General features: G+C 36.8%; 23 protein-coding genes. 16 read left to right on the top strand and 7 right to left on the bottom strand.

The features are described 5' to 3' along the window. The first annotated feature begins 1 nt into the window (after position 1). Entirely contained in the window at positions 2-2128 is a 2127-nt protein-coding gene (locus GFU89_RS18190; protein ID WP_318848487.1) for a hypothetical protein, read from the top strand. 38 nt (positions 2129-2166) lie between these two features. On the opposite strand, the gene GFU89_RS18185 is transcribed toward GFU89_RS18190, so the two are convergent. The 4 genes from GFU89_RS18185 to GFU89_RS18170 all read right to left on the bottom strand — a co-directional run bounded on the left by GFU89_RS18185 (position 2167) and on the right by GFU89_RS18170 (position 4719). Beyond that, a complete protein-coding gene (locus GFU89_RS18185) occupies positions 2167-2775 on the bottom strand; it encodes a DUF4126 domain-containing protein (RefSeq protein WP_318848486.1) in 609 nt (202 codons plus the stop codon). Between the two features lie 214 nt (positions 2776-2989). Beyond that, the gene (gene rnpA / locus GFU89_RS18180; RefSeq protein ID WP_318848485.1) at positions 2990-3361 is read right to left on the bottom strand and encodes a ribonuclease P protein component; all 372 of its coding nucleotides are present in this window, start codon (positions 3359-3361) and stop codon (positions 2990-2992) included. 16 nt (positions 3362-3377) lie between these two features. Continuing rightward, on the bottom strand, positions 3378-4103 hold the full coding sequence (locus tag GFU89_RS18175; RefSeq protein WP_318848484.1) for a tRNA threonylcarbamoyladenosine dehydratase: 726 nt from the start codon (positions 4101-4103) through the stop codon (positions 3378-3380). Further along, on the bottom strand, positions 4096-4719 hold the full coding sequence (locus tag GFU89_RS18170) for a TatD family hydrolase (RefSeq protein WP_318848483.1): 624 nt from the start codon (positions 4717-4719) through the stop codon (positions 4096-4098). The genes GFU89_RS18175 and GFU89_RS18170 overlap by 8 nt, the downstream gene beginning before the upstream one ends. Positions 4720-4816: 97 nt before the next feature. Here GFU89_RS18170 and GFU89_RS18165 point away from each other — a divergent pair, with 97 nt between their 5' ends. From GFU89_RS18165 to GFU89_RS18125, 9 genes are all read left to right on the top strand, one after another. Continuing rightward, complete coding sequence (locus GFU89_RS18165; protein ID WP_027372956.1) at positions 4817-5446, top strand: TetR/AcrR family transcriptional regulator; 630 nt, start codon at positions 4817-4819, stop codon at positions 5444-5446. 103 nt (positions 5447-5549) lie between these two features. Next, positions 5550-6545 (top strand): outer membrane protein assembly factor BamD, encoded by a 996-nt coding sequence (locus GFU89_RS18160; RefSeq protein WP_318848482.1) that lies wholly within the window; start codon positions 5550-5552, stop codon positions 6543-6545. 42 nt (positions 6546-6587) lie between these two features. Next, entirely contained in the window at positions 6588-6911 is a 324-nt protein-coding gene (locus GFU89_RS18155) for a DNA-directed RNA polymerase subunit omega (RefSeq protein ID WP_034681463.1), read from the top strand. A 124-nt stretch (positions 6912-7035) separates the two neighbouring features. Then, positions 7036-8241, top strand: a complete 1206-nt coding sequence (gene coaBC / locus GFU89_RS18150; RefSeq protein ID WP_318848481.1) for a bifunctional phosphopantothenoylcysteine decarboxylase/phosphopantothenate--cysteine ligase CoaBC — start codon at positions 7036-7038, stop codon at positions 8239-8241. A gap of 36 nt (positions 8242-8277) precedes the next feature. Further along, positions 8278-9183 (top strand): DUF4835 family protein, encoded by a 906-nt coding sequence (locus GFU89_RS18145; RefSeq protein WP_318848480.1) that lies wholly within the window; start codon positions 8278-8280, stop codon positions 9181-9183. A gap of 169 nt (positions 9184-9352) precedes the next feature. Continuing rightward, on the top strand, positions 9353-11002 hold the full coding sequence (locus GFU89_RS18140) for a DNA repair protein RecN (RefSeq protein ID WP_318848479.1): 1650 nt from the start codon (positions 9353-9355) through the stop codon (positions 11000-11002). 75 nt (positions 11003-11077) lie between these two features. After that, on the top strand, positions 11078-12544 hold the full coding sequence (locus GFU89_RS18135) for a DUF5687 family protein (protein ID WP_318848478.1): 1467 nt from the start codon (positions 11078-11080) through the stop codon (positions 12542-12544). Positions 12545-12547: 3 nt separating this feature from the next. Then, complete coding sequence (locus tag GFU89_RS18130; protein WP_318848477.1) at positions 12548-13264, top strand: ABC transporter ATP-binding protein; 717 nt, start codon at positions 12548-12550, stop codon at positions 13262-13264. A 17-nt stretch (positions 13265-13281) separates the two neighbouring features. After that, entirely contained in the window at positions 13282-14220 is a 939-nt protein-coding gene (locus GFU89_RS18125) for a Dyp-type peroxidase (RefSeq protein WP_318848476.1), read from the top strand. 58 nt (positions 14221-14278) lie between these two features. Here the strand turns inward: GFU89_RS18125 and GFU89_RS18120 are convergent, their stop codons facing one another. Beyond that, complete coding sequence (locus GFU89_RS18120) at positions 14279-14485, bottom strand: bacteriocin-like protein (RefSeq protein ID WP_318848475.1); 207 nt, start codon at positions 14483-14485, stop codon at positions 14279-14281. 220 nt (positions 14486-14705) lie between these two features. Here GFU89_RS18120 and GFU89_RS18115 point away from each other — a divergent pair, with 220 nt between their 5' ends. Genes GFU89_RS18115 through GFU89_RS18105 form a run of 3 tightly spaced genes read left to right on the top strand, consistent with a single transcriptional unit; the run spans position 14706 to position 16932 of the window. Continuing rightward, complete coding sequence (locus tag GFU89_RS18115) at positions 14706-15266, top strand: RNA polymerase sigma factor (protein ID WP_318848474.1); 561 nt, start codon at positions 14706-14708, stop codon at positions 15264-15266. After that, complete coding sequence (locus tag GFU89_RS18110) at positions 15253-15861, top strand: hypothetical protein (RefSeq protein ID WP_318848473.1); 609 nt, start codon at positions 15253-15255, stop codon at positions 15859-15861. Before GFU89_RS18115 ends, GFU89_RS18110 begins: the two co-directional genes overlap by 14 nt. A gap of 30 nt (positions 15862-15891) precedes the next feature. Next, the gene (locus GFU89_RS18105) at positions 15892-16932 is read left to right on the top strand and encodes a porin family protein (RefSeq protein WP_318848472.1); all 1041 of its coding nucleotides are present in this window, start codon (positions 15892-15894) and stop codon (positions 16930-16932) included. A gap of 71 nt (positions 16933-17003) precedes the next feature. Here GFU89_RS18105 and fumC read toward each other — a convergent pair whose 3' ends face one another. Further along, complete coding sequence (fumC, locus tag GFU89_RS18100; RefSeq protein ID WP_318848471.1) at positions 17004-18398, bottom strand: class II fumarate hydratase; 1395 nt, start codon at positions 18396-18398, stop codon at positions 17004-17006. Positions 18399-18625: 227 nt separating this feature from the next. Between fumC and GFU89_RS18095 the strand changes: the two genes are divergently transcribed. Beyond that, the gene (locus GFU89_RS18095; RefSeq protein WP_318848470.1) at positions 18626-20233 is read left to right on the top strand and encodes a fumarate hydratase; all 1608 of its coding nucleotides are present in this window, start codon (positions 18626-18628) and stop codon (positions 20231-20233) included. A gap of 93 nt (positions 20234-20326) precedes the next feature. Then, the gene (locus GFU89_RS18090) at positions 20327-20611 is read left to right on the top strand and encodes a hypothetical protein (protein ID WP_172625768.1); all 285 of its coding nucleotides are present in this window, start codon (positions 20327-20329) and stop codon (positions 20609-20611) included. 93 nt (positions 20612-20704) lie between these two features. Here the strand turns inward: GFU89_RS18090 and GFU89_RS18085 are convergent, their stop codons facing one another. Continuing rightward, on the bottom strand, positions 20705-21577 hold the full coding sequence (locus GFU89_RS18085; RefSeq protein WP_318848469.1) for an AraC family transcriptional regulator: 873 nt from the start codon (positions 21575-21577) through the stop codon (positions 20705-20707). A gap of 154 nt (positions 21578-21731) precedes the next feature. Here GFU89_RS18085 and GFU89_RS18080 point away from each other — a divergent pair, with 154 nt between their 5' ends. Beyond that, entirely contained in the window at positions 21732-23810 is a 2079-nt protein-coding gene (locus GFU89_RS18080; RefSeq protein ID WP_318848468.1) for a T9SS type A sorting domain-containing protein, read from the top strand. The last annotated feature ends 15 nt before the right edge of the window (positions 23811-23825 follow it).

Raw genomic sequence — 23825 nt, 5'->3', positions numbered from 1 at the left:
GATGAATCCGAGAGTTTTAGAATTAATAAAAAATCCGAAAAATATTCAGTCAGAAGACCTTAGTCTTTTGAAAGAAGAGATTCACACTTTTCCTTATATTCAAAATATCAGGGCGCTTCATCTCTATGGGGTGCATCTGTACGAAAAAGAAAATTATCAGAAAGAGCTTTCTATAACAGCAGCATATACTACTGATAAAAAGATTTTATATCAACTGATCAACGGGAAGATCATCCAGGAGGCTAAACCAGAAGTTGTTGAAGAGAAGATTCCTTCCAAAACAATTGAAAAACCGGTTCAATTTGCCCCTAAAAGTAAATCTTTTCCTCTTAAAAGAGAGGAAGAAGTTTCCTTGGAGAAACAGGAAGAGGAGCAAGGAAACGCATGTGTAATACCAACTTTACAACAGCTTGAACCTATCTATGTAAACGGTGAACGAAACAGAATTTTATTTGAAGGAGAAGAAAATTTCCTTGATGAACAAAATTCTGAAACGATAGATATTGAATCTACTCTTGAATCAGGAACTTTGGTAACCCAAAAGACTGAAACTGCAACAGAACCTGTTACCGAACAAATAGAAGAGATACCATCTGAAGTAGAGAAATCAGAGGAAGACTTTACCCCAGAAACTATTATTCCTGAAGATCAGATTTCTTCAGAAAAAGAAGAAGAGAAGATTGATGATGAAGAAAATATCAGTTTCCATGAGATCGCTCCTTTAGTTCCTGAAGAAAATATTGAAGAAGTAGCTGAAGAACCTGTAAAAGCAGAATCAACAGCTAATGAAACTATAACTGTTTCTAAAGAAGAGTCTGCTCAGCAAGAAGAAATACAAGCTGAAGTAGAAGAGAATGCTGGTGAAAATTTTACACCAGAAGCCATTATCGACGAAGATCAGATTTCTGCTGAAAAAGAAGATGCAAAAGGTAATGAAGAAGTACCTTTAGTAGAATTATCCGATGCTGAAGTAAGCTTCCATGGCACGGAATCATTCATGCCAGATGTTAAAATCCAGGCTAACAACGATGAAATCTCTGAAACAGCTGAAGTTTCCCAACCTCATGTGAATAAGCATGAAGAGGAAATGAGACGTCTGATTGAAGAAGTTGAGAAAAAGATGAAGGAGGCTAAACCTGTTGCTCAAGAAGAAAAGACAGAGTCTGAGACAGCTGGAGATCATGAAATTAGCTTCGCTGAAACCCAGAATTTCCATTTCTGGTCAACAAATGAAGAAAAGCCTGAGGAAATCAAAGAAGAGCCGGTACAGGAAGAAATTGTTGAAGATCAATTACCTGTAGAAGAAGCTAAGGTTGAAGCTGCAGAAGAAAAAGAAAAAGAAGAAGTCCCTGAAGTTCAGTCCGCATGGAAGCCAATGAGTGTGGAATCCAATATGCCGGATTCTTTAATCAATAAATCAGCTGCAACATCAGTTCCTGAAATAAAAGTTCCCATAGCAGAAATTATCCCTGCGGAGGAACCGGTAATTGAAATTGAAGCTCCATCTGAAACAGTTGACGTTGTTACAGAAATTGCTCAGGAAGATACTCTGCCTGCAGTAGAAGATAATGTAGAAGTTATTGAAGATCATCCTGCCCCTGTTGAAGCATCCGAAGAAAATGCTGATAAAACGGATGCAAAAGAAGAAGTTCCGGTGATGAATGTTTCTTTCTTTGGAACCGATATTTCTACCCTTAAGGTGGAAGAAAAGCAGAAAGAAGAGCCTGTAGAGAAAATACAGGAAGTTACTATGAAGAATACAACACAGTCAACATTAGACAGTAATGTTCCCGGTTTTATCAATACCTGGCAAAGCTGGCTTAAGATTGACAGAACTGAAGAAGTTGAAAAGGAAAAATCAGAAATCAAAGAAAAGGCTATTGAAACCTTCCTGGAAAATAACCCTAGAATCAGCCAGTTAAAAGAAGAAAGTTCCTATGTTGTTAAAGAAAAGAATGACGATATCTCCCATTTGATGACAGAAACGTTGGCCAATCTTTATTTTGAACAGAAACTATACACAAAAGCGATAAAAGCGTTTGAAATATTAATCAAAAAGAGTCCTGAGAAAAAAGAATATTTTGAATCTAAAATTCAGAATATTAAGGACTTTAGAAGTAAAAATTAAAAAGAAAAAGGTACCGTTTAGAGCAGTACCTTTTTTATTTATAAATTCTGTGGATTATTTTTACTTCCTCTTAATTTTTTCCAGGCCCTCCGCCCAAAGACAATAACAAGAATTAATATAATTATTGCAAAAATTACTGCAATAATTGGCGCTGCCATGGCTAGAACAGACATAAGGCCTGCGCCGGCTGTTTCCGTGGTTCCTACCACAGAATTCCCCAATCCTCCGGTTGTTGCTGTAGAAGCGGCTCGTATTCCCGCAAATCCGGAGCTTATCGTGGCTGCTGTACCTCCACCCGCAATTAATGCCAGCGCCCATTGTGGAAATGTTCCCAGTTCAGCAAACTGGCTGGCAAATAATATAGATCCTGCTACCGTAGCCATGGGAATAGAGACTGTATCCAGCAAATGATCGACAAAAGGGATGTAATAAGCAAGGATCTCAGCCACTGTGGCAATTCCTGTTATAATAAGTGTAGGAAGACCCGCAAGCCACTCAAAATGCTCATTCATAGGGATCCAGTTAAAATAAGAAGCAAGACTTACGATAAACATCGGGAGGAATACCCGAAATCCCGTAGCCGCTGCCAATCCAATCCCGATAAATGCACTGATGACATAAGAAAAATAGGGAATATTATCTAACATATTAATTTTCAGATTTATTGTTTTCCCTAAATTACAAAAAGTATATGATATTAAGAGTTGTTAATTTCTAAGTCCGGAATATGAGATGGGATGCGAGTTTTGAGTTTCGCTATTTGTGATTTACTGTAGAATAAAAATAAAGTATTTACACAATGATCAGTGTAAATCTGTGGGATAAAAAACGTCTCACAGATCTTTTTATTCTAATGAAAAATTATTTTTTCTGAGCTTCACAAAGCTTTATAAACTGCGCTTCCACATCCTGGAATTTCGGAGGCATTTCAGGAGATGCCCAAAATAGCATGGCCATTGTTTTCTCTCCAAAGGATTGTTTAAATAAATCCTTATTCAGACGGTAGCATTCCCTCAGCAATCTTTTGATGCGGTTTCTGTGCACAGCTCTTTTAAAGTATCTTTTAGAGACAGAAACCCCGAATCTGGAGATTTCTACAGGAAGATTAGGTTTGTCTTTCAGAATAATGATTCTCAGATTTCCGCTGGTTCTCCATTTGCCTTTGTCAAAAAGCAAACTGATTTCCGTGTTTTTTTTGAGCTTTTCCGCTCTGGGATATTTGGAGTTTGTCATTTACGGAGTGTAAAATTTAATCCTGATTTAATAAATGATTAATCACTTCTGAAGCCGTGTACAACCCGAAAATGGCAGGCATATAACTTATTGTTCCGTAAAAAGATCTTTTATAATTGGTTCCGTCAGTCATTTTCAAACTTTCTTCATCTTGAATGTCATTGGCAAAAACACAACGGACACCTTTGTCAATTTTTACTTTTTTCAGCCTTTTTCTTACCTGTCTTGCAAGGTGGCAGTGTTCGGTTTTGCTGATATCTCTTACCAATACTTTACTTGGATCGGTTTTTCCGCCGGCTCCCATTGAGCTTACGATTTTTATCCTTCTTCTTTTGGCAGCAATAATTAAAGACAGTTTTGGAGTAACGCTGTCAATGCAGTCCAAAACATAATCAAATTTTGCAGAATCCAACACTTCATCCATTCTTTCCGGATTCAGGAATTCATTGATTTTCGTTAAATTAAGCTGCGGATTGATATCAAGAAGCCTTTCAGCAACAACATCCACCTTATGTTTTCCGACAGTAGAGTGTAAAGCAGGCAGCTGTCTGTTGATGTTGGTAATATCTACCGTATCCCCATCCACAATGGTCATATTTCCTACTCCGGCTCTCGCAAGAAATTCTGCGGCAAAAGAACCTACTCCGCCTAAACCTACAACAAGTACATTCGCTTTGATCAGCCTATCTAATCCTTCTTCTTTAATCAAAAGTTCAGTTCTTTCCAGCCAGTATTTATCCATTTTTTATTGAGTGTAAATTTTCCAAAATTTGTTCATTCAGTTGTTCCAGAGAAATCGCTTTTATTTCTGAAATCTTAATGTACAATTCTTCAATGTTAAAGTCTTCATTATCAGTTTCTAAAAAGATTCTGTCTAATGGAGTGTTTTTTATAATATCCTGCAAAGATAAATTATACAAAACAGCTTTTCCAAAACTCAGGTAAAAATTATTGCTCAGAAGATCCTCAGCAATTTGTCGTTTTTTATTAAAACCATGGATGATCATGGGCTGCTCGGCCTTCTTTTTAAAAGAAATAACCTCATAAAATTTTCTTACGCAATGAATAATCAGAGGCTTTTTTACCTCATTTGCGATTTTTATCTGCCTTAAAAAAACTTCCTCCTGAATTTTCTGATCTATAGAAACCAAAGAATCCAGACCGCATTCACCAATAGCAAAACAATTTTCAAACATCATGCTTCTCATCCATGATAATTGCTGTTCAATATTGTTACGATCAATATCATTTGGGTGAATGCCAATAGAGTACGGGAAATCAGGCGGAATTTCTTTCTCCAGATTATAAATTCCGTTTCTGATATATTTTTTATGATGATGAAAATCAAAAAATTTCATGTTCAAAAATAAGTATTTTTAAGATTTAATTTAAAATTATTAAACGATCGTTTATAAATGTGTTAAAAATTTCTTAACTTTACTCAAAGTACACTTCATGAAAAAAAAATTTACGGAAAAACAGATTCACATACTGGACATTGCAGAAGAGCTCATTGCAAAAAAAGGGTATGAAGGAACTTCTGTAAGAGATATCTGTTCCAAAGCAAATATTAACGTTGCCATGATCTCTTATTACTTTGGGTCTAAAGAGAAAATGATGTCTTATCTCTACCAGTACAGAGTACTGAAGACCAGAGAGAATTTTTCAGAATTTGCAGATACCATCAAAGATGGAAAACCGGAAATGCAGATGCGGGAAATGATTAAATATATCGTTTCTCAACTGTTCAAGTATAATTATTTCCATGGGTTTGTTACCCAGGAACTTCGCCATACAGAAAACCTGAAAGACGAATTGCTTGATTTCTACCAATTATTTGTGAAAAAACTGGATGAAGTAATTAAAAAAGGGGTGGCTTCAGGAGTTTTTACTTTTACCCCAAAGCCTGAAGATATTCTTACCATGATTATTGGGTCTACTTTATTTGTCATCAGGAATAAAAACTTTTATGAGCTGTATGTTCCAAGTAAAAACGAAGAAACATATACCAAAGAAGCTGAAAAAAAAGTGAGAATGAATCTTTTATTAAGTGTTTTTGCGATTTTGGGATACGCTGCAGACTAAAATTACGTTAAATATTCATAAAAAAAAATCTATTGACAAAAAAGTTATATTTTTGCAAATTAGTAAATCGGCTGTATAATCCGAAAACTGTTGAACTTTTTATATGAAAAAATATATTTTAGGTCTTTTTGCTGTAGCGGTGATTTCATCTTGTGTAAGCCAGCAGGAAAGAGCAATGAGGAGTGCTGATAAAGAATTTATCTTGAAAGCAGCTAATGAAAACTTCGCTAAGAAAAAGTGGAAAAATGCATTGGCTCTTTATGACAGACTTGCAAATCTTGTGGCAGGAACAGATGATTTCCCTAATGTAGGTTTCAACACTGCTTATGCCAACTATTATGACAAGAGTTATAAACTGGCAGGTCACCAGTTCAAAAACTTTGCAGTTAGTTTTCCAAAAGATCCAAGAGCAGAAGAGGCAGCCTATATGTCTGCACTGTGCTATTATGAAGGATCAATGGATTATAACTTAGACCAATCCAGTACAGAATTGGCGATCAATGAGCTTCAGGATTTCCTGAACAATTATCCAAACTCTGAAAGGTCTAAAAATATCAGCCAGTTAATTGATGAATTGTCTTATAAGCTTGAGTTTAAAGCCTATGAAAATGGAAGACAATACTTCAAAATGGGTGATTATAAAGCGGCCAATGTATCATTGGAAAACGTTTTGGAAGATTTTCCGAGTACAAAACTTCGTTCAAAAATTTATGATTATATCATGAAGTCCCGCTATGAATTGGCAATGAAATCTATTTATGGTCTTAAGGCAGAGCGTATTGAAAGTGCATTGACGTATACAAGATTTGTAGAGAAAGAGCTTCCTAATACAGAATATTCTAAAACAGCTACAGATCTGAAAGAAAAACTGGAAAAGGAAAAAGAACACTTTGTTGTCGTTAAAAAAGAAACGGATGCAAGAATTGCAGCTTTAACAGCAAGACAGAAAAAAGAAGCTGAAAAATTGGCTGATCAAGGTAAAACAGAACAGCAAATTAAAGATCAGATTAGCAATGAAAAGAAAGCAATGCAGTTACAGAGGGACAGTGCAGCACTTAAGACCCCTCCTCCTGCAGCGACTTTCAAAATTCAAAGATAATTCGTAAATTTGCCATCTTAAAATAAAAATAATTTTCTCAAAATGAGTGTAAAAGATACAAAAGCAGAAGTAAATACTATTACTTACGATAAAGATAAGATTGAAGATAAAGTAGGTTCAATCTATGAAGCTATTGTTATCATGGGAAAGAGAGCAGAGCAAATCAATGCGGAGATCCGTACGGAACTTCACAACAAATTGGATGAATTTGCCGTTCACAATTCTACATTAGAAGAGGTTTTCGAAAACAGAGAGCAAATTGAGATCTCTAAACATTACGAAAAGCTTCCAAAGCCAACTTCAATTGCTATTGAAGAGTGGTTAAACGAAGATGTTTATTTCAGAAAAACAGAAGAAAGAAAATAATCTTCTGTGTTTTTTATAAATGAGGGTCATAAAAGAAATTAGTTCTTTTATGACCTTTGTTGTTTTAAAGCCTGATTGTGTGGGAAAAAATAAGTATTTTAGTATTTCAAAAAATTAGAACTCAATGAGTGTTTCCGGTAAAAAGATACTTATCGCCGTCTCTGGTGGAATTGCAGCCTACAAAATTCATTTTTTGATAAGGGATTTTGTGAAAAAAGGTGCCGAAGTACAGGTCATTATGACCCCCGATGCAGAACATTTTGTGACGAAACTGAGTCTGTCTACACTATCCAAAAAGCCGGTGTATTCAGAATTTTATGGTGATAACGGAACATGGAACAGTCATGTGGAAATGGCACTGTGGGCAGATGTGATGATTGTAGCTCCCTGTACGGCCAATACACTGTCTAAAATGGTCCACGGAATGTGTGATAATCTGGTTATTGCAACGTATATGTCTGCAAAATGTCCGGTTTTCATAGCTCCGGCGATGGATCTTGATATGTACGTACATCCATCCACAAAGAAAAATCTGGAGCTTGCACAAAGCTTTGAGCATATTATTATTCCTGCAGAAAATGGTGAATTGGCAAGCGGACTGATTGGGCAGGGAAGAATGGCAGAACCGTCAACTATTTTTAATACAGTTGAAAATTATTTTACAACAAACAGCCATTCCAAGAGTCTTGAAGGAAAAACAGTTTTAATTACGGCTGGTCCTACTTATGAAGCCATAGATCCGGTAAGATTCATCGGAAATCATTCATCTGGAAAAATGGGATTTTCTCTGGCTGAAGAAGCTTCAAAAAGAGGAGCCAAAGTGATTCTGATTTCAGGACCGAGTTTCCAAACCATTAATGATCCCAATGTTGAGCTTCATAAAGTCACTTCTGCAAAAGAAATGCTGGCAAAAGTATTTGAATTTTATGACAGCATAGACATCGGTATTGCAAGTGCTGCGGTGGCTGATTACGCGCCAAAAGAAGTGGCGAAAGAGAAGATCAAGAAAAATGACGATAACCTGACCATTGAGCTGGTTAAGAATCCGGATATCCTTAAAACGATGGGTGAAAAGAAAACACACCAGTTTTTGGTAGGTTTTGCCCTGGAGACCCAAAATGAAGAGGAAAATGCAAAAGGAAAGCTGGAGAAGAAAAATCTGGATATGATTGTGTTGAACTCTCTTCGTGATGAAGGAGCCGGATTTAAGAATGATACCAATAAAATAAGGATATTTACCAAAACGGAGAAAAAAGAATTCGACCTGAAATCCAAAGATGATGTAGCGAAAGATATTCTCAATTTTGTTGAGTCTCAACTTTTAAAATAATTTTAATAAATTTCCGTTCTCAATTTTTAATAGACAATGAAAAAAATTATAAGCTTATTTTTTCTGTTTTTTATATATACCCAAAGTTTTTCTCAAGAGCTGTTGGCAACCGTTCAGGTAAACTCTCAACAGGTAGGAGGAAGTAACCAGCAGGCATTTAAAGCATTGGAAAAAAGTCTCAGAGACTTTATCAATAATACCAGCTGGACAGGGAAAAAGCTTCAGAATTTTGAAAAAATAAAATGTGGTTTTTCCGTTGTTATTGGAGAAAGAGATGGGAATAGATTCAAAGGATCTATTGTTGTTCAGGCTATGCGTCCTGTTTATAATACGACTTACGAATCTCCTTTAATTAATCTTCAGGATCAGAGATTTGGTTTTGAATATATTGAAAATGAAAGTCTTATTTTTAATGAAAGACAGTTTTCAGGAAAAAATCTTACGGATGTAGTCAGTTTCTATATTTATCTTATTTTGGGGCTGGATGCAGATAGTTTCCAATCTATGGGAGGGTCTCAATGGTATGCAAAAGCGCAGCAGATTGCGCAGAATTCCCAGAACAAAAACTATGAAGGCTGGAATACCATCAATGAGCCAAGAAGCCGCTCTATATTGATCAATGAAGTGATGAACCCTAACTGGAACCAGTTGCGTTCTACTATTTATACTTACCACAGGGCCGGAATGGATAATCTTTTCAATCAGGATCAGACTGCTGGGAAAAAAGTGATTTTTGATGCCCTGATGCAATTAAAAATGTATGAAAATACATTTCAGCAGGCATTTTTCTTTAATCTGTTCATCGATACCAAAAGTGATGAGATCTTCAATATATTCAATTCCGGAAATAACGGAGGTTTGATTCTTAATGATCTTAAACAGACGATGATTATTCTTTCTCCGAAAAACATTGATAATAAATGGAATAAGTGGAAAGTGTAAGATTGGAATCCATTGAAACTCTTTAAAATTTTCGAGAAATAACTTAATAACAAGTTAGAGATGAAAAAAATGTTAATGAGCAGAAAGCACGTAAACATTTTCTCAGTTCATTAAAAAAAAACTTATTTTTACAGTTCAAACTCAAATTGGATCATAACCCGGATTATCAATGCTTTCGAGAATTTACATTAAAAACTTTGCCCTGATAGATACCCTTGAAGTATCTCTTAAAAATGGTTTACAGGTAATTACCGGTGAAACGGGTGCGGGTAAATCTATTATTTTAGGGGCTCTCCGACTTATTTTGGGAGAAAGAGCAGATGTAAAATCCATTGCCAAATCTGAAGAAAAAAGCGTGGTGGAAACTGAGTTTTCGCTGAATAACCAGTTTAAGAAATTCTTTATCGAAAATGATCTTGACTACGAGCTTCAGACAATTATAAGAAGAGAAATTCTGCCATCGGGAAAATCCCGTGCCTTCATCAATGACGTGCCGGTAACGCTGGATATTCTTAAAGAGCTTTCCTCACAGCTGATTGATATTCATTCCCAGTTTGAAACATCTAATCTTTTTACCTCAGAATATCAGTTTAAAATTATCGATGGACTTTCTGAAAACAAAAAAATTATTGAAGAGTATCAGAAGGATTTTTCCGACTTTCAAACCTTGAAATTGCTGTTGAAAAAACTGAAAACTCAATTATCAGAAGCCAATAAAGAAAGCGATTATAAAGAATTTTTACTCAATGAACTGGAAGAACTGAAACTTGATGATGTAGACTATGAAGATGTTCAGAACCAGCTTTCCATTCAGGAAAATGCAGGAATGATTTCCGAAAACGTAGGTCAGATTCTGTCCAGGTTCCATCAGGAAGAAATAGGGATTTTGTCTTTCTTTCATGAAGCTACCCATAAGCTTTCCAAAATTTCTGAAGTTTCTACCAGTTTCGCAGAGCTTGATGAAAGGCTGGAAACCTCTTTTGTAGAACTGAAAGATATTATTTCTGAACTGGAACATACCGCAGAAAAAGTGGAAATCAATCCAGAAAATCTGGTACATCTTACCGATCTTAATAATAAAATAAACGCTTTATTTCTTAAACATAATGTTTCAGATCTTAATGAATTGATTGAGATCAGAAACCAGCTGTCAGGAGATCAGAGAGGAGCTTCTGAGCTGGAGGAACAGATAGAAGCAACAGAAGAGAATATTTCTCAAAAAGAAAAAGCACTTCAAAGTCTTGCTGCAAAGCTTTCAAAGAACAGGCATAAAAATATTCCTGTCTTCATCAAAAAAGCAGAAACTCTTCTGAAAAAATTAGGTCTTGAAAAAGCTAAAGTTGATATAGAACTGCAGGATGCTGAGGAATTCAACCCGTTTGGAAAAGAAAATATTCAGCTGCTTTTCCAGGCGAATTCTGGGTTTCCTTTAAAACCTATTCAGACCGCTATTTCTGGAGGTGAAAGATCAAGGGTAATGTTGGCTGTAAAAAAGATTATTGCAGAAAGTGATGAGCTTCCAACTCTTATTCTGGACGAAATTGACACCGGAGTTTCAGGAAAAGTTGCCGAAGAGATCGGAAACCTTATGAGAGAGATGTCTGAAGATATGCAGCTGATCGTTATTTCACACCTGGCGCAGGTTGCTGCAAAAGGAAACGACAACTATAAAGTGGTAAAGCAGGATATTTCCGGCAAAACACAGTCTACTATAATTCCTTTGAGCGACGACGAGAAACTGAACGAAATTGCCCAGTTACTTTCTGGAAGCAAAATTACAGAAGCCGCATTAGCACAGGCAAAAGAACTTATAGGATAACTAAAAAAATCTATTTTTCTTTAAAAAACTTGTAACATATTTTACATTATATTTACTAATGTAAAAAACTAACATATGTTTCTAAAGTTCCTTAGGCTTGAAATCAAAAGCTTTTTTCGCGGTACATCTTTAGGGATCAATCTGACCATGAAAATCCTCCGTTTTATTGGAATACTTTATTTCGTGGGATGCCTTGTAGGCGGGGCTTTTATTGCTTTTTTCTACGTGCAGGAGGAAATGCATCAGAATCCTTTGAAGGTCGTTTCAAAATTCATGATTGTTGCCTGGATTCTTGATCTTGTTCTGAAATACCTCTGGCAGGAAATACCTACCCAGAATATTAAGCCCTTCCTTACCATGAACATCAGAAAGAATACCCTGGTCAATTATATGCTGGCCAAAACCTTTCTTTCAGCTTTCAGCTGGCTGAGTTCGTTATTCTTTATCACATTTTCATTGATTGCCGTATTCAACGGATATAATATCTTAGGAATTTTGGTATGGCTTATAGGGGTGATCTCATTGCTCTATCTGAATAATTTTATCAACATTTTCTTCAACGGTAAAGAAACCTTGGCCGTGATCATAGGAGTATGCTTTTTAGGCATAGGAATGCTGGGGTATTATAAAATAATTCCGGTTCTTTCTTATTCTGAAGCTGTTTTCTTCAGCTTCTATGAGAAACCTTACTTTGCCCTGATACCTGTTGCTTTGTTCGTAATGCTGTGGTGGATATGTTTCCGTTACCTTCGTAATGAATTTTATTTGGATCAAGGTCTTGAAGCCAAGAAAACAGTAGGGAAAACAGAGAATATTGCTTTCCTGAATAAATATGGAGTTATTGGAACATTTATCAATAACGATATTAAAATGCTGAGACGCAATAAAGTACCCAAGGGAATTTTGCTGGGCAGCTTCATGTTTCTGTTCTACGGATTGCTGATGTTCACTTCTTCAATGTACAAAACACCTGCAATGATGATGGTGATGGGACTTTTTGTAACAGGAGGTTTTCAATTTTTGTTTGGTCAGAGAGTACCTGCTTTTGACAGTTCTTATTATCCATTGATGATGACCCTGAATGTTCCCTATAAAGAATATTTAAAAGCGAAATGGTGGCTGATGAATATTGTGACAGGAGTTTCTATCATTATAGCGCTTTGTTATGCCTATTTCGGCTGGGAAGTCTACGTTACATTTTTTGCCGCAGGATTATATAATATTGGCGTGAATTCTCAATTTACCTTGTGGTCCGGAGCTTTCAATAAAACTCAGATTGATCTTAATTCAAAAGAAAAAAGATTGGGACAGAAAGGGAGCTTCAATATGGTAGCTATGCTTTTGCTGATTCCGAAAATGCTTCTTCCAATGGGAGTATTTGCCTTAACAAAGTATTTATGGGGTATTACCGGAGGAGTGATAAGCATTGCTATTATCGGGATTATCGGGTTTTTCCTGAGAGAAAAGATCTTCGATATCATTGTAAAACTTTATAAAAAAGAAAAATACAGCACACTGGATGCATTTAAAAATATAGGTTAAGCCATGATCAACATACAAAATTTATCTAAAACATACGGAACAGCAACTGTTCTTAACATCGAACAGCTTGAAATACCAAACGGAGAAACATTTGGTCTTGTAGGAAATAACGGAGCTGGGAAAACTACCCTTTTCAGTCTGATGCTGGACTTGATTCAGGCTACTACAGGATCTGTAAGCATTGACGGAATTAAAGTCAATGAATCTGAAGCATGGAAAAATAAAGTTTCAGCCTTCGTAGACGATACTTTCCTTATCGGCTATCTTACTCCTGAAGAATACTTTTACTTTCTTGGAGAGTTGAGAGGTCAGAACAAAGCATCAGTAGATGAATTCCTGAAGCCTTTTCATGACTTTTTCAATGGTGAAATCCTGAAGTCCGGGAAATATGTCCGTGACCTGTCAAAGGGTAATCAAAAGAAAGTAGGTATCGTAGGAGCAATTATTGGAAATCCTGAGATTATCATCCTGGATGAACCTTTTGCCAACCTCGATCCGTCCACCCAGATCAAGCTGAAAAACCTGATCAAGGAATTATCAAAACAGGATGGAGTTACTTTTCTGATTTCCAGCCATGATCTTTCCCATACAACGGAAGTCTGCAACAGAATTGTGGTGGTGAATAAGGGCCTTATGGTGAAAGATATTAAGACCAATCCTGAAACATTGAAAGATTTGGAACAATATTTTGCAGATCAGGTTTCTGTTTCGGATATTTAATACCTCAAAAAAGAGGGATGAATACGATAGACTCACAAAATGTAACAGATTATCCAAACAGCAATACCATTTTCATGGTCTGGAAGCTTAGTGACAGCCCACAGCTGAAAGACGTTTTTCAGGAATTGTGCGCTTTGGTATTGAATCTTAATAACTCCGTTTTCAATCGTTTTCCAGACAGCAGAGCAAGCTGTGTAATGGGAATAGGTGCTGAAGCATGGAGAAAACTGGAACTTCCGACCCCACTGCCAAAGGAGCTAATCAATTTTGAAGAAATAAAAGGAGCAAAGCATACTGCTGTTTCTACTCCCGGAGATCTTCATTTTCACTTAAGAGCAGATAACAACAGCCTGATTTTTGACATGGCCATTGAAATTTCTAAGCTATTGAGTTCAGTAGCCGAAAGTATTCTGGAAATTCATGGATTTAAATATTGGGATGCACGTTCCATTCTTGGCTTTGTAGACGGAACTGAAAATCCTCATGGTGAAGATCGTGATTACTTTGCAAAAATCGGAGACGAGGACCTTCAGTACAAAGGAGGAAGCTACCTTTTTGTTCAGAAATACCTTCACAACATGGATGCCTGGAAAGGGCTTTCCACAGAAGATCAGGAAAAAGTAATCGGAAGATCAAAAGAAAATGATATTGAAATGTCTGATGATGTAAAACCTTCCAACTCACATATTGCTTTAGCTAATGTTGAAGGTGAAAATGGAGAAGAATTGAAAATTGTCAGAGACAATATGCCTTTCGGAAGTCCTTCTAAGAATGAGTTCGGAACCTATTTTATTGCTTATGCAAGTACATTCACGACGACAAAAAAAATGTTGACGAATATGTTTATAGGTGATCCTCCAGGAAATTATGATAGAATTTTAGATTTCAGCACAGCCGTTACAGGAACGCTTTTCTTTGTTCCTACAAGGAATATGCTTGATGAATTCTCCGGATAAAATAGAAAAGGCTGCCTCACTCTGAGACAGCCTTTTTATCTGCTATTTTTTAGAGGAGCTATGTCGGATTCCCCAGATTGTATGAATCACACATGCCGTTTTCCACCAGGCATTCTCTTTTTTTCAATTCACAGGGATTGGTCGTGGGTACGCTGCAGCACGCATAAAATCCGTTGTATTGCACCAGATACATATTACAAAGCGGTGTATCTCCTCCCTTTATTGTTTTTAAGTTCTCTCTTCTTAATTTTTTAAGATGTTTCATGGTTTTCGTTTTAAATTAGTTTTATCCTAATATAGGGAAAAACGAAACACGAAAAATAGGTAATTAAGTGAATTCTCATATTATTTGAAATAAAGAAAGAGGTAGAATTTGTAACTCTGAGTAAAAAAAATCAACTCATTATATTAATTAGAAAAATATTTTTCAAAAAAATGTAACCTTTTTTTGTTTTGATTGTCTTTAGTATAGAAACAGCATAAGCATGAAACTTTTGTTCGGAAATAAAAAGAATGATTTGTTGAGCCTCCTGAAAAAACAGGATCCGGCTGCACAGAAGATTTTCTATGAACAGAATGTAAAGAGATTCCTGAGCGTAAGCAAAAGCTATGTGAGCGATTTGTATCAGGCGGAAGATTGTCTCATAAAAGCATTCTGTAAAATTTTTAAACACATAGAAAGCTTCAGAGGAGAGTCGAACCTGGATAGCTGGGCAAGAAGAATTGTCGTGAATGAATGCCTGAATTTTATCAAAAGTCACAAAACGGTATTCTACCTGGATGAGATCAACCAATCTTTTCATGAAGATATCCATGAACAGGAGATTGATTGTGATTTTAATGCACAGGACCTTTTGGATCAGCTTCCCGATGCCTACAGGATGGTTTTTAACCTCTATGTGCTGGAAGGGTATTCTCATCAGGAAATTGCTGATACGTTGCAGATTTCAATGGCTGTCAGCAAAACACAATTGTTCAGGGCAAAAGAAAAATTAAGAAAGATCTACTTTCAACAACAAAAAAAAGTGAAAAATGAAAACGTCTAAAGATAATATTGACTTTCAGATAAAAAAACAGATCGAAGAAAGAGAGATAGCTCCATCCCGGGATCTGTGGTCTGAAATTGAAGCTCAAAACAACAGTAATAGTCGTCCCAAATTACAAATGAACTGGGTTTTGGTGGCTGCCTGTTTGGTTTTGACATTGAGTTTAGGAACTGTTCTGTTTTTTCTTAATCAACCCGCAGAAATTCAACCTGAAATAGTAAAGAAAACAGAAAAGGATAAGGCAGATGAAATCATAAAAAATCCTGCTGAGCATAATTCACCTCTGGCTGTTCAGAATAACGATAAGAAGGAAGTAAAGAAAATGCCTTCCCAGGAAAAAGAAGAAGTGATTTCTGCAGTAGCAATAGGTCAAAATAAACTTATTCCCAGAGAAATCGGTATAAAGAAACTTGAGATTCCTCAGATTTCCAATCCTAAACTTCTGGCAAAAGCCGATTCTTTAAAAACTCCGGTTAAAAAGAAAAAATATGTTGACCCCTCCACACTCCTTTTTTCAGTGGAACATAAAGATGTGATTGAAAAAACAAAAGATGGAAGCAACGTGGCTACTACTATTGATTTGAATGCCAGATAATTTACCCGTAAAAAATTAAAAAATAATACTATGATCAAGAAATTAATCGTAATGGGATTGTTGTGCTCATTTTCAGCATCATTCCATGCACAAAGAACCCTGAATATCAATTTACCTTCTAAAAAAGAGAATGAAGTAAGCCCGATTGTAAAGGAAAAAGTGGAAGAATATGCTACTAAGATCAACACAATCATTCAGGAAGAAAAAAAGCTGATGGAAGATGAGCTTGTCGTTTTGCAGGCCAGAAACCTTGATAAAGCAGATTTTGACAGAGAAAAAGCTCAGATTGCAGACCGTTATTCTGAGAAAATGGATAAAAGAATTGAAGAACTTGGCTTTGATCTGGATGATGTTATTCAGAAGCAGGTAAGATATTCCCTTTTGAATATAGATGTTACTTCCAAAGAAGAACTTAAAGAAAAACTGTTGAAAAAGTTCCGTCCCAGCAGAAGCTTTACAGGATATTTCTCTTATGGAATCATGACTATGACAAACAGTTCCCCTGATAATGAGCTGGATAAAAATATCGGATATGCCAATAACCTGGAATTTGGTCTGAAACTGAATTATCAGCTTAGCAGAACAAGTCCGTGGGCTGTTATTTCAGGATTAGGATTCTCCTGGAGAACAGTAAGAGCAGATAACAATATGCTTTTTACAAGAAGTGCCGATCAGGGAGTTGCTTTAGCGAAGGCTAATGGAAATCTGGATAAAAGTAAACTGAGAACAGGATATATTATTGTTCCCCTTGGGATGCAGTATAACTTCTCCAAACTTAAAAATGCAGGAATGGATATCCAGTACAGAAGCTATTACAGAGGATTCAAAGTAGGAGCCAATGTATATGGAGGAGTAAAAATGTCTACCAACAATATTGTAAAGGGGAATGATGGTGAAACCAGAGACCGCGGAAATTATCAGGTAAATCCTTTTGTGTATGGGGCTCAGCTTACTTTCTCATATAACAGCGTCAGTGTATTTGTTAAAAAAGATTTCAGCAATTTCTTTAAAGACAGTTATTTTAAAAATGATAAAGCCTTGATATTCGGTTTAACCATTGGATTAGATTAAATAAACATTGATAGTAAACAAAAAACTCCGGGAGCTTTCCCGGAGTTTTGTTATAGATGAGATAGAACGTTTTATTTTAAGCTTCCTACCATATCTTCAGGTTTTACCCATTCGTCAAACTGTTCAGCTGTTAACAAACCAAGATTAATTGCTTCCTCTTTTAAAGTCGTTCCATTTTTATGGGCTGTTTTAGCAATCTTAGCTGCATTTTCATATCCTATGTGAGGATTCAAAGCAGTAACGAGCATTAACGATTTGTCTACAAGCTCTTTAATTCTCTCATGATTCGGTTCAATACCTACAGCACAGTGGTCATTAAAAGAAATACATGCATCAGCGATCAATTGTGCAGACTGAAGGAAATTGTAAGCCATTACCGGTTTAAAAACATTCAGTTCATAATTCCCTTGAGTTCCTGCAAATGAAATTGTCGTATCATTTCCTAAAACCTGAGCGCAAACCATTGTTAAAGCTTCATTTTGAGTAGGATTTACTTTTCCTGGCATAATTGAAGAACCCGGTTCATTTTCAGGAATGTGAATTTCCCCGATCCCGGAACGAGGTCCCGAAGCTAAAAGTCTCACATCCTGAGCAATTTTATATAAAGAAACTGCAAGCTGTTTCAAGGCACCGTGGCTTTCAACAATAGCATCATGAGCTGCAAGCGCTTCAAATTTATTTTCAGCAGTAATGAAAGGATGTTTCGTAAACTGAGCAATATATTCAGCAACCTTTACATCATAACCATTAGGAGTATTCAAACCGGTTCCTACAGCTGTTCCGCCTAAAGCAAGCTCAGAAAGATGAGGTAATGTATTTCTTAAAGCTCTCAATCCGAATTCAAGCTGTGCTACATATCCGGAAAATTCCTGTCCCAGAGTAAGCGGTGTAGCATCCATCAGGTGGGTTCTTCCGATTTTTACAACATCTTTGAACGCCTTTGACTTTTCAGCCAGCGTATTCTTTAATTTTTCCACTGCCGGAATCGTAACTTCCACTACTTTTGTGTAAGCCGCAATATGCATGGCAGTAGGATACGTATCATTGGAAGATTGGGACTTGTTAACATCGTCATTCGGGTGGATCTCTGATTTTTCACCCAATGTTCCGCCATTATTCACATGAGCCCTGTTGGAAACTACTTCATTGATATTCATATTCGACTGTGTTCCGGAACCCGTCTGCCAGATCACCAAAGGAAACTGATCATTCAGTTTTCCTTCCAGAATTTCATCACATACCTTGGCGATCATATCTCTTTTTTCAACAGGAAGTACTCCCAGATCAGCATTGGTATAAGCAGCTGCCTTTTTTAAATAAGCAAAAGCCTCAATGATCTCATGCGGCATTGAACCTTCAGGTCCTATTTTAAAATTGTTTCTGGAACGTTCCGTCTGTGCACCCCAAAGCTTATCTGCAGGTACCTGCACTTCTCCCATGGTGTCTTTTTCTATTCTGTAATTCATTGTGATTGAAATTTGTATGATCTGTTTATTCTGAAGCCATACATATTGTTGATATTATTCATGTTTAATGAAAAAAATAATGTTTTGGCTTCGTTTATTTATCTCCTATAAAGGTACTTATAAACTCAGAAACCCGCAATTTATAATCATTATAAATATCAATTTAAATCACTGATTTTACTCATATTTTTTTTAATGAGCCGTATTTTTGCACAAACAAAAATTGAATGGACTTTAGATATCAGGATCCGTATCCAATTCAGAAAGATGATACGGTGTATAAGAAGCTTACATCAGATTATGTAAAGGTTGAAAAACTGGGTGACAGAGAAATTTTAGCGATTGATCCGAAAGGGCTGGAGCTATTAGCTGAAGAAGCTATGGCAGATGTTTCTTTCATGCTTCGTTCTTCACACCTGGAAAGCCTTAGAAGAATCATTGATGATCCTGAAGCTACAGATAACGACAGATTCGTTGCTTATAACCTTTTACAAAATGCTGCAGTAGCTGTTGAGGGAGCTCTTCCTTCATGCCAGGATACGGGAACAGCCATCGTAATGGGAAAGAAAGGAGAAAATGTATACACAGGAGTAGAGGATGGGGAATACCTAAGCAAAGGAATTTTCAATACCTATCAGAAAAGAAACCTAAGATATTCTCAGGTAGTTCCTTTAACGATGTTTGATGAGAAGAATTCAGGATCTAACCTTCCTGCACAGATTGATATCTATGCTAAAAAAGGAGATTACTATGAATTTTTATTCTTAACAAAAGGAGGAGGTTCAGCCAATAAAACATTCTTATACCAAAAGACGAAATCTTTATTAAATGAAAAATCTCTTGAAGAGTTTGTTAAAGAAAGAATTTCAGACCTTGGAACAGCTGCATGCCCGCCTTACCACTTAGCATTGGTAATAGGAGGAACTTCAGCAGAAGCAAACCTTGCCACTGTAAAAAAAGCTTCAGCAAAATATTATGACAATCTTCCGACAGAAGGAAATGAGGCCGGACAAGCATTCAGAGATCTTGAATGGGAAGCGAAAGTTCAGAAAATCTGCCAGGAAAGTGCCATCGGAGCTCAGTTTGGGGGGAAATACCTTACGCATGATGTAAGAGTGATCAGACTTCCGAGACACGCGGCATCTTGCCCTGTAGGAATGGGGGTTTCTTGTTCAGCAGACAGAAATATCAAGGGGAAAATCACAAAAGAAGGGATCTTCCTTGAGCAGTTGGAGCAGGATCCAAAAAGATTCTTACCTGATACCCCTCCACACCTGGAAGAAGCAGTTGAGATTAACCTGAATAAACCAATGCCGGAAATTCTTGCTGAGCTTTCTAAATATCCAATCAAAACAAGATTGAAACTGAACGGAACATTAATCGTAGCAAGAGATATCGCCCACGCAAAAATCAAAGAAATCATCGACAGTGGAAAACCAATGCCGGAATATTTCAAAAATCACCCAATCTATTATGCAGGACCTGCAAAAACTCCGGAAGGAATGGCTTCAGGAAGTTTCGGACCTACTACTGCAGGTAGAATGGACGTTTATGTGGATGAATTCCAAAGCCACGGTGGAAGTATGATCATGCTGGCAAAAGGAAACAGAAGTAAAGATGTTACCAATGCTTGCGGAAAATACGGAGGTTTCTACCTTGGATCTATCGGAGGGCCGGCTGCTATTCTTGCCAAAGACAATATTGTGTCTGTAGATATAGTAGACTTCCCGGAATTAGGAATGGAAGCGGTAAGAAAAATCGAAGTAAAAGACTTCCCCGCATTCATCATTTCCGATGATAAAGGCAACGATTTCTTCGCAAATCTTGCTCACTAATTAGTTTAAAATTAAAATAAATAACAAAATAGAGCACTGATCTTTTGTGTAAAAAAGAAAAAAGCTTTATTTTTGCCTAAAATCTTAAAGAGAATGATAACGATATTATCAGCATTTTGGCCATTCTACCAGTTCCTTTGGACTATTTTCTTCATCACTATGTTCTTAGTGGGGTTCTGGTGTATTTTTATGTTCTTCGGATTAGTAATCCCAATGTGGCTAACTGAAGGTTTGAAAGAGTATTTCGGAAAAGTAAAACCTTTCGATCCTGAAGATATCAGAAGAAAACTTGTTTCTGAGCAGGAAGGTGTAGAAGTTATCTATAGCGAGCCTAAAGGAAACGGACCTTTCCTTCACGATCACGGACATCATCATTAATTGATTGTCATTGCTTTTTCACCTGAATTCTGAAAAAGTAATATCAAAGCAAAACAACATATATAAAACCGCTTAATTCGTTAGGCGGTTTTTCTATTTATTATTCCTGAGGCTTTCTGGTGACACTCCAAATTTCTTTTTAAAAGCCCGTGTAAAGTTCTGGAGATATTCATAACCGCATTCAATAGCGATTTCCTTGATCATAATCTCCTTGTCTGTGATCAGTTTCTTTGCCTTCAGCATTCTGAGTTCCGATATATAATGAGCAATTGTTGTATGATACTGTGCCTTGAATTCCTTTCTGACCATATTCTGATTCATGCCGATATACTTTCCAATTTCTTCTGCTTTTATATTTCTGTGGTAATTTTCATCAATGAATTTCCTGATCATTTCAGAAGTCTTTGGAGTAGATTCCAAAATGTTTTTCTCATTGAACTGCTCAAAAATCAAAATTAGAAGCTTGATAATTTTAGCCTCTATAAACAGCTTCTGCATGATTCCTTTCTTGGTATAGCCCAGAATTTCCTTTACAATCATATGCATTTCAACAGTCATATCCGGTGGTGTTTCTTTATGGAGGAATATGAAATTATTATGAGTCATGTTTTCCAGGATTTCTGCATTCTCGCGGTTGAGATCCGGATTGATGAGGTTGAAAACATATTGATAATTGATCTGAATCTGAAGATATTTCAGAATTTCCTGGTTTTCGGTCCATAGTTCGGCAACACTTTCTTTAGGTGAATAATGGAGAATATATTGATTTTTCCTAAATAAAAATTTGGTTCCGCAGTCATGAGCTTCTAAATTGACTTCATCACTTAACAGAAAAAGAAGATTAAAGCTGGATTTCCCTTCCAGCATATGAGACTTGAAGGTTTGATCAGGGCACAGATCTTCCTGCATGATGATTTTGATGTCTTCGGATCTGAACAAAAGTCCACTTTTAGATGGTTTCCTCATACAACACATTTTTACGGCCATGGTACAACTACTTAAGGTAAAATACCATCATAGGATAACCAAAAGTTCGGAAATGATAACTCGGGGTTAAACAGGAGAGGTACTTTTGCGCAAAATTAAATTAAATTTAGAATAATTAAAAATAATATTTTATATGTTTAGAGATTTACATTTTGCAATACAGAAAATCAGAACGGGATTAACGTTACTGACTATCGCCGGAAGCTGCTTGTACGCTCAGCAATGGGAAAATGTTGGAGGCATTCAGGATGTATCAGCAGGAGGAAGTAGTTTTAATAATTTAGTGATTGACAACTCAGGAAATTATTATCTGTCATATTATGATGTTTCTGTAGCCAGAGGTTCTGTCCAGAAATTTAACGGGAATTCATGGTCATATTTAGGAGGAAGTGCGGGAGTTACAACAGGAACGGCAACTTACAATTCACTATCTATAAGCCCTAATGGAAACAGTCTTTATTATACCAATCAGCTTGGCTATCCGGAGTCAGGGATGGAAGTCCGTCTGTTTACCGGATCTTTATGGTCTCAACTTCCCAATGTAACCGATAATACAGTTAATTATCAGGCTTCTGCGGTATCTTCTGATAATATTCTCTTTACATATGGGTCTTATGGATCAGGAACTGTGAAAAGATATGCTGCAGGTGCATGGGAACAGGTAGGAAATGCGGGATTTTCAGGAGGTGCAGAATTTGCAGAAATGGTGATTGGCACCAATGACATGGTGTATACATGTAATGTTTCCGGAGGGTTAAAAGTATATCAAAACAGTACTGGTGCAGGTCCTTTACAAAACTGGACTCTGGTAGGAGGTGCAGCAGCAGATGCTTCTTCTTCAGGAGAGCAATACAATGCTGATATCGCATTGGATGGCTCTAATACAATTTATGTAGCGTATGTTTCAAACTCAGGAGGAGGTAGAAAAGTGAATGTTAAAAAATTTGATGGAAACGCTTGGGTTCAGGTTGGAAATGCTAATTTTTCAGACGGAAAAGTTCAGCACGTTGCTTTAGCAGTGACGGAATCAGGGAAATCGTATGTGGTTGCCAGCCGTTTTGAAAATGATAATTTTCTGAGAAATACAGTTTATAAATTAGACGATTCACAAAACTGGGTTGCTTTTGGAGGAGATTTTGTCTCTGATGGTGAAGCAAAATACAATGATCTTGCTATTGATAAAGTGCACAACTATCTTGTGCTGGCTTATTCTGATGATACCACGAAAGTTAAAAGAATTTCTCTGACATTAAATCCTCAGACATGCAGCAATACAGACCCCGGAACCAATGCAGGAGATGTAGGTTGTGTAAGTTTTATGTATAGCGGTCAGCAGGTGGCTTATTCCACGGTAAGAGGTGCTGACGGAAAAATATGGCTTCAGCAGAATCTTGGAAGTACACAGGTTGCATCATCAATAGCAGATGTGAATTCATATGGCGATCTTTTCCAATGGGGAAGATGGGATGACGGGCATCAGCTTAGAAATTCACAGACAGCACAAGCGCCTTCACTTAATACACCAGAAGGAATTGCTGCTGCAGGAGGTGCATATATTGTAGGATCTCCGGCATGGTGGGCAGGTTTTGCAAGTTCAGATACATGGAATGGAGTAACGGCTTCGCAGGCTAATGCATCTACTGGAGTAGATCCTTGTAAAGCTATTGGAGCAGAGTGGAAAATGCCTTCCCAGGGAGAGTGGACTGTTTTAATAGGTGCTGAAGGTATCGGTAACCCGACAACAGCTTACAGCAGTAATCTTAAATTACCGGCAGGAGGATACAGAAACTCCAGTGATGGTAACTTTACTTTCGTAGGCCAAAGAGGATATTTCTGGAGTTCAGATACCTCAAGTTTAGGTGCGAAATATCTGTATATCGGATCTACTATTGCCAATCCATCTGCTGGATCTATGAGAGGGCAGGGGTCTTCAGTAAGATGTATTAAGCCTTCATCTTCTTTAGGCACTTCAGATATTAAGCTGAATAATGCAGTAACAGGAATACATCCTAATCCGACAAAAGGAATTCTTACTGTTAAATCAGATTCCGCGATTGACAAAGTAAACGTTGTCAATGCAGTAGGACAAAAAATGAATGTGCAGTTCTCGGATAATCAGATCAATATGACTGAACTTCCTTCAGGATTATATATCGTTGAATTAAAATTAAAGAACGGACAATCCGTTTCTAAAAAGATTATAAAAAATTAATTGAATTGCAATAAG

Origin of the sequence: Chryseobacterium sp. JV558 (assembly GCF_033712365.1) — a bacterium.
In the GTDB taxonomy this organism is placed as follows: domain Bacteria; phylum Bacteroidota; class Bacteroidia; order Flavobacteriales; family Weeksellaceae; genus Chryseobacterium.
The sequence above is the reverse complement of the archived record's forward strand: the minus strand, read 5'-3'. Positions and strand labels throughout refer to the sequence as shown.

Excerpts from the sequence above, each read along its gene's own strand:
- GFU89_RS18190 (WP_318848487.1), top strand. The coding sequence starts at position 2 with ATGAATCCGAGAGTTTTAGAATTAATAAAAAATCCGAAAAATATTCAG.
- GFU89_RS18185 (WP_318848486.1), bottom strand. The coding sequence starts at position 2,775 with ATGTTAGATAATATTCCCTATTTTTCTTATGTCATCAGTGCATTTATC.
- rnpA (WP_318848485.1), bottom strand. The coding sequence starts at position 3,361 with ATGACAAACTCCAAATATCCCAGAGCGGAAAAGCTCAAAAAAAACACG.
- GFU89_RS18175 (WP_318848484.1), bottom strand. The coding sequence starts at position 4,103 with ATGGATAAATACTGGCTGGAAAGAACTGAACTTTTGATTAAAGAAGAA.
- GFU89_RS18170 (WP_318848483.1), bottom strand. The coding sequence starts at position 4,719 with ATGAAATTTTTTGATTTTCATCATCATAAAAAATATATCAGAAACGGA.
- GFU89_RS18165 (WP_027372956.1), top strand. The coding sequence starts at position 4,817 with ATGAAAAAAAAATTTACGGAAAAACAGATTCACATACTGGACATTGCA.
- GFU89_RS18160 (WP_318848482.1), top strand. The coding sequence starts at position 5,550 with ATGAAAAAATATATTTTAGGTCTTTTTGCTGTAGCGGTGATTTCATCT.
- GFU89_RS18155 (WP_034681463.1), top strand. The coding sequence starts at position 6,588 with ATGAGTGTAAAAGATACAAAAGCAGAAGTAAATACTATTACTTACGAT.
- coaBC (WP_318848481.1), top strand. The coding sequence starts at position 7,036 with ATGAGTGTTTCCGGTAAAAAGATACTTATCGCCGTCTCTGGTGGAATT.
- GFU89_RS18145 (WP_318848480.1), top strand. The coding sequence starts at position 8,278 with ATGAAAAAAATTATAAGCTTATTTTTTCTGTTTTTTATATATACCCAA.
- GFU89_RS18140 (WP_318848479.1), top strand. The coding sequence starts at position 9,353 with ATGCTTTCGAGAATTTACATTAAAAACTTTGCCCTGATAGATACCCTT.
- GFU89_RS18135 (WP_318848478.1), top strand. The coding sequence starts at position 11,078 with ATGTTTCTAAAGTTCCTTAGGCTTGAAATCAAAAGCTTTTTTCGCGGT.
- GFU89_RS18130 (WP_318848477.1), top strand. The coding sequence starts at position 12,548 with ATGATCAACATACAAAATTTATCTAAAACATACGGAACAGCAACTGTT.
- GFU89_RS18125 (WP_318848476.1), top strand. The coding sequence starts at position 13,282 with ATGAATACGATAGACTCACAAAATGTAACAGATTATCCAAACAGCAAT.
- GFU89_RS18120 (WP_318848475.1), bottom strand. The coding sequence starts at position 14,485 with ATGAAACATCTTAAAAAATTAAGAAGAGAGAACTTAAAAACAATAAAG.
- GFU89_RS18115 (WP_318848474.1), top strand. The coding sequence starts at position 14,706 with ATGAAACTTTTGTTCGGAAATAAAAAGAATGATTTGTTGAGCCTCCTG.
- GFU89_RS18110 (WP_318848473.1), top strand. The coding sequence starts at position 15,253 with ATGAAAACGTCTAAAGATAATATTGACTTTCAGATAAAAAAACAGATC.
- GFU89_RS18105 (WP_318848472.1), top strand. The coding sequence starts at position 15,892 with ATGATCAAGAAATTAATCGTAATGGGATTGTTGTGCTCATTTTCAGCA.
- fumC (WP_318848471.1), bottom strand. The coding sequence starts at position 18,398 with ATGAATTACAGAATAGAAAAAGACACCATGGGAGAAGTGCAGGTACCT.
- GFU89_RS18095 (WP_318848470.1), top strand. The coding sequence starts at position 18,626 with ATGGACTTTAGATATCAGGATCCGTATCCAATTCAGAAAGATGATACG.
- GFU89_RS18090 (WP_172625768.1), top strand. The coding sequence starts at position 20,327 with ATGATAACGATATTATCAGCATTTTGGCCATTCTACCAGTTCCTTTGG.
- GFU89_RS18085 (WP_318848469.1), bottom strand. The coding sequence starts at position 21,577 with ATGAGGAAACCATCTAAAAGTGGACTTTTGTTCAGATCCGAAGACATC.
- GFU89_RS18080 (WP_318848468.1), top strand. The coding sequence starts at position 21,732 with ATGTTTAGAGATTTACATTTTGCAATACAGAAAATCAGAACGGGATTA.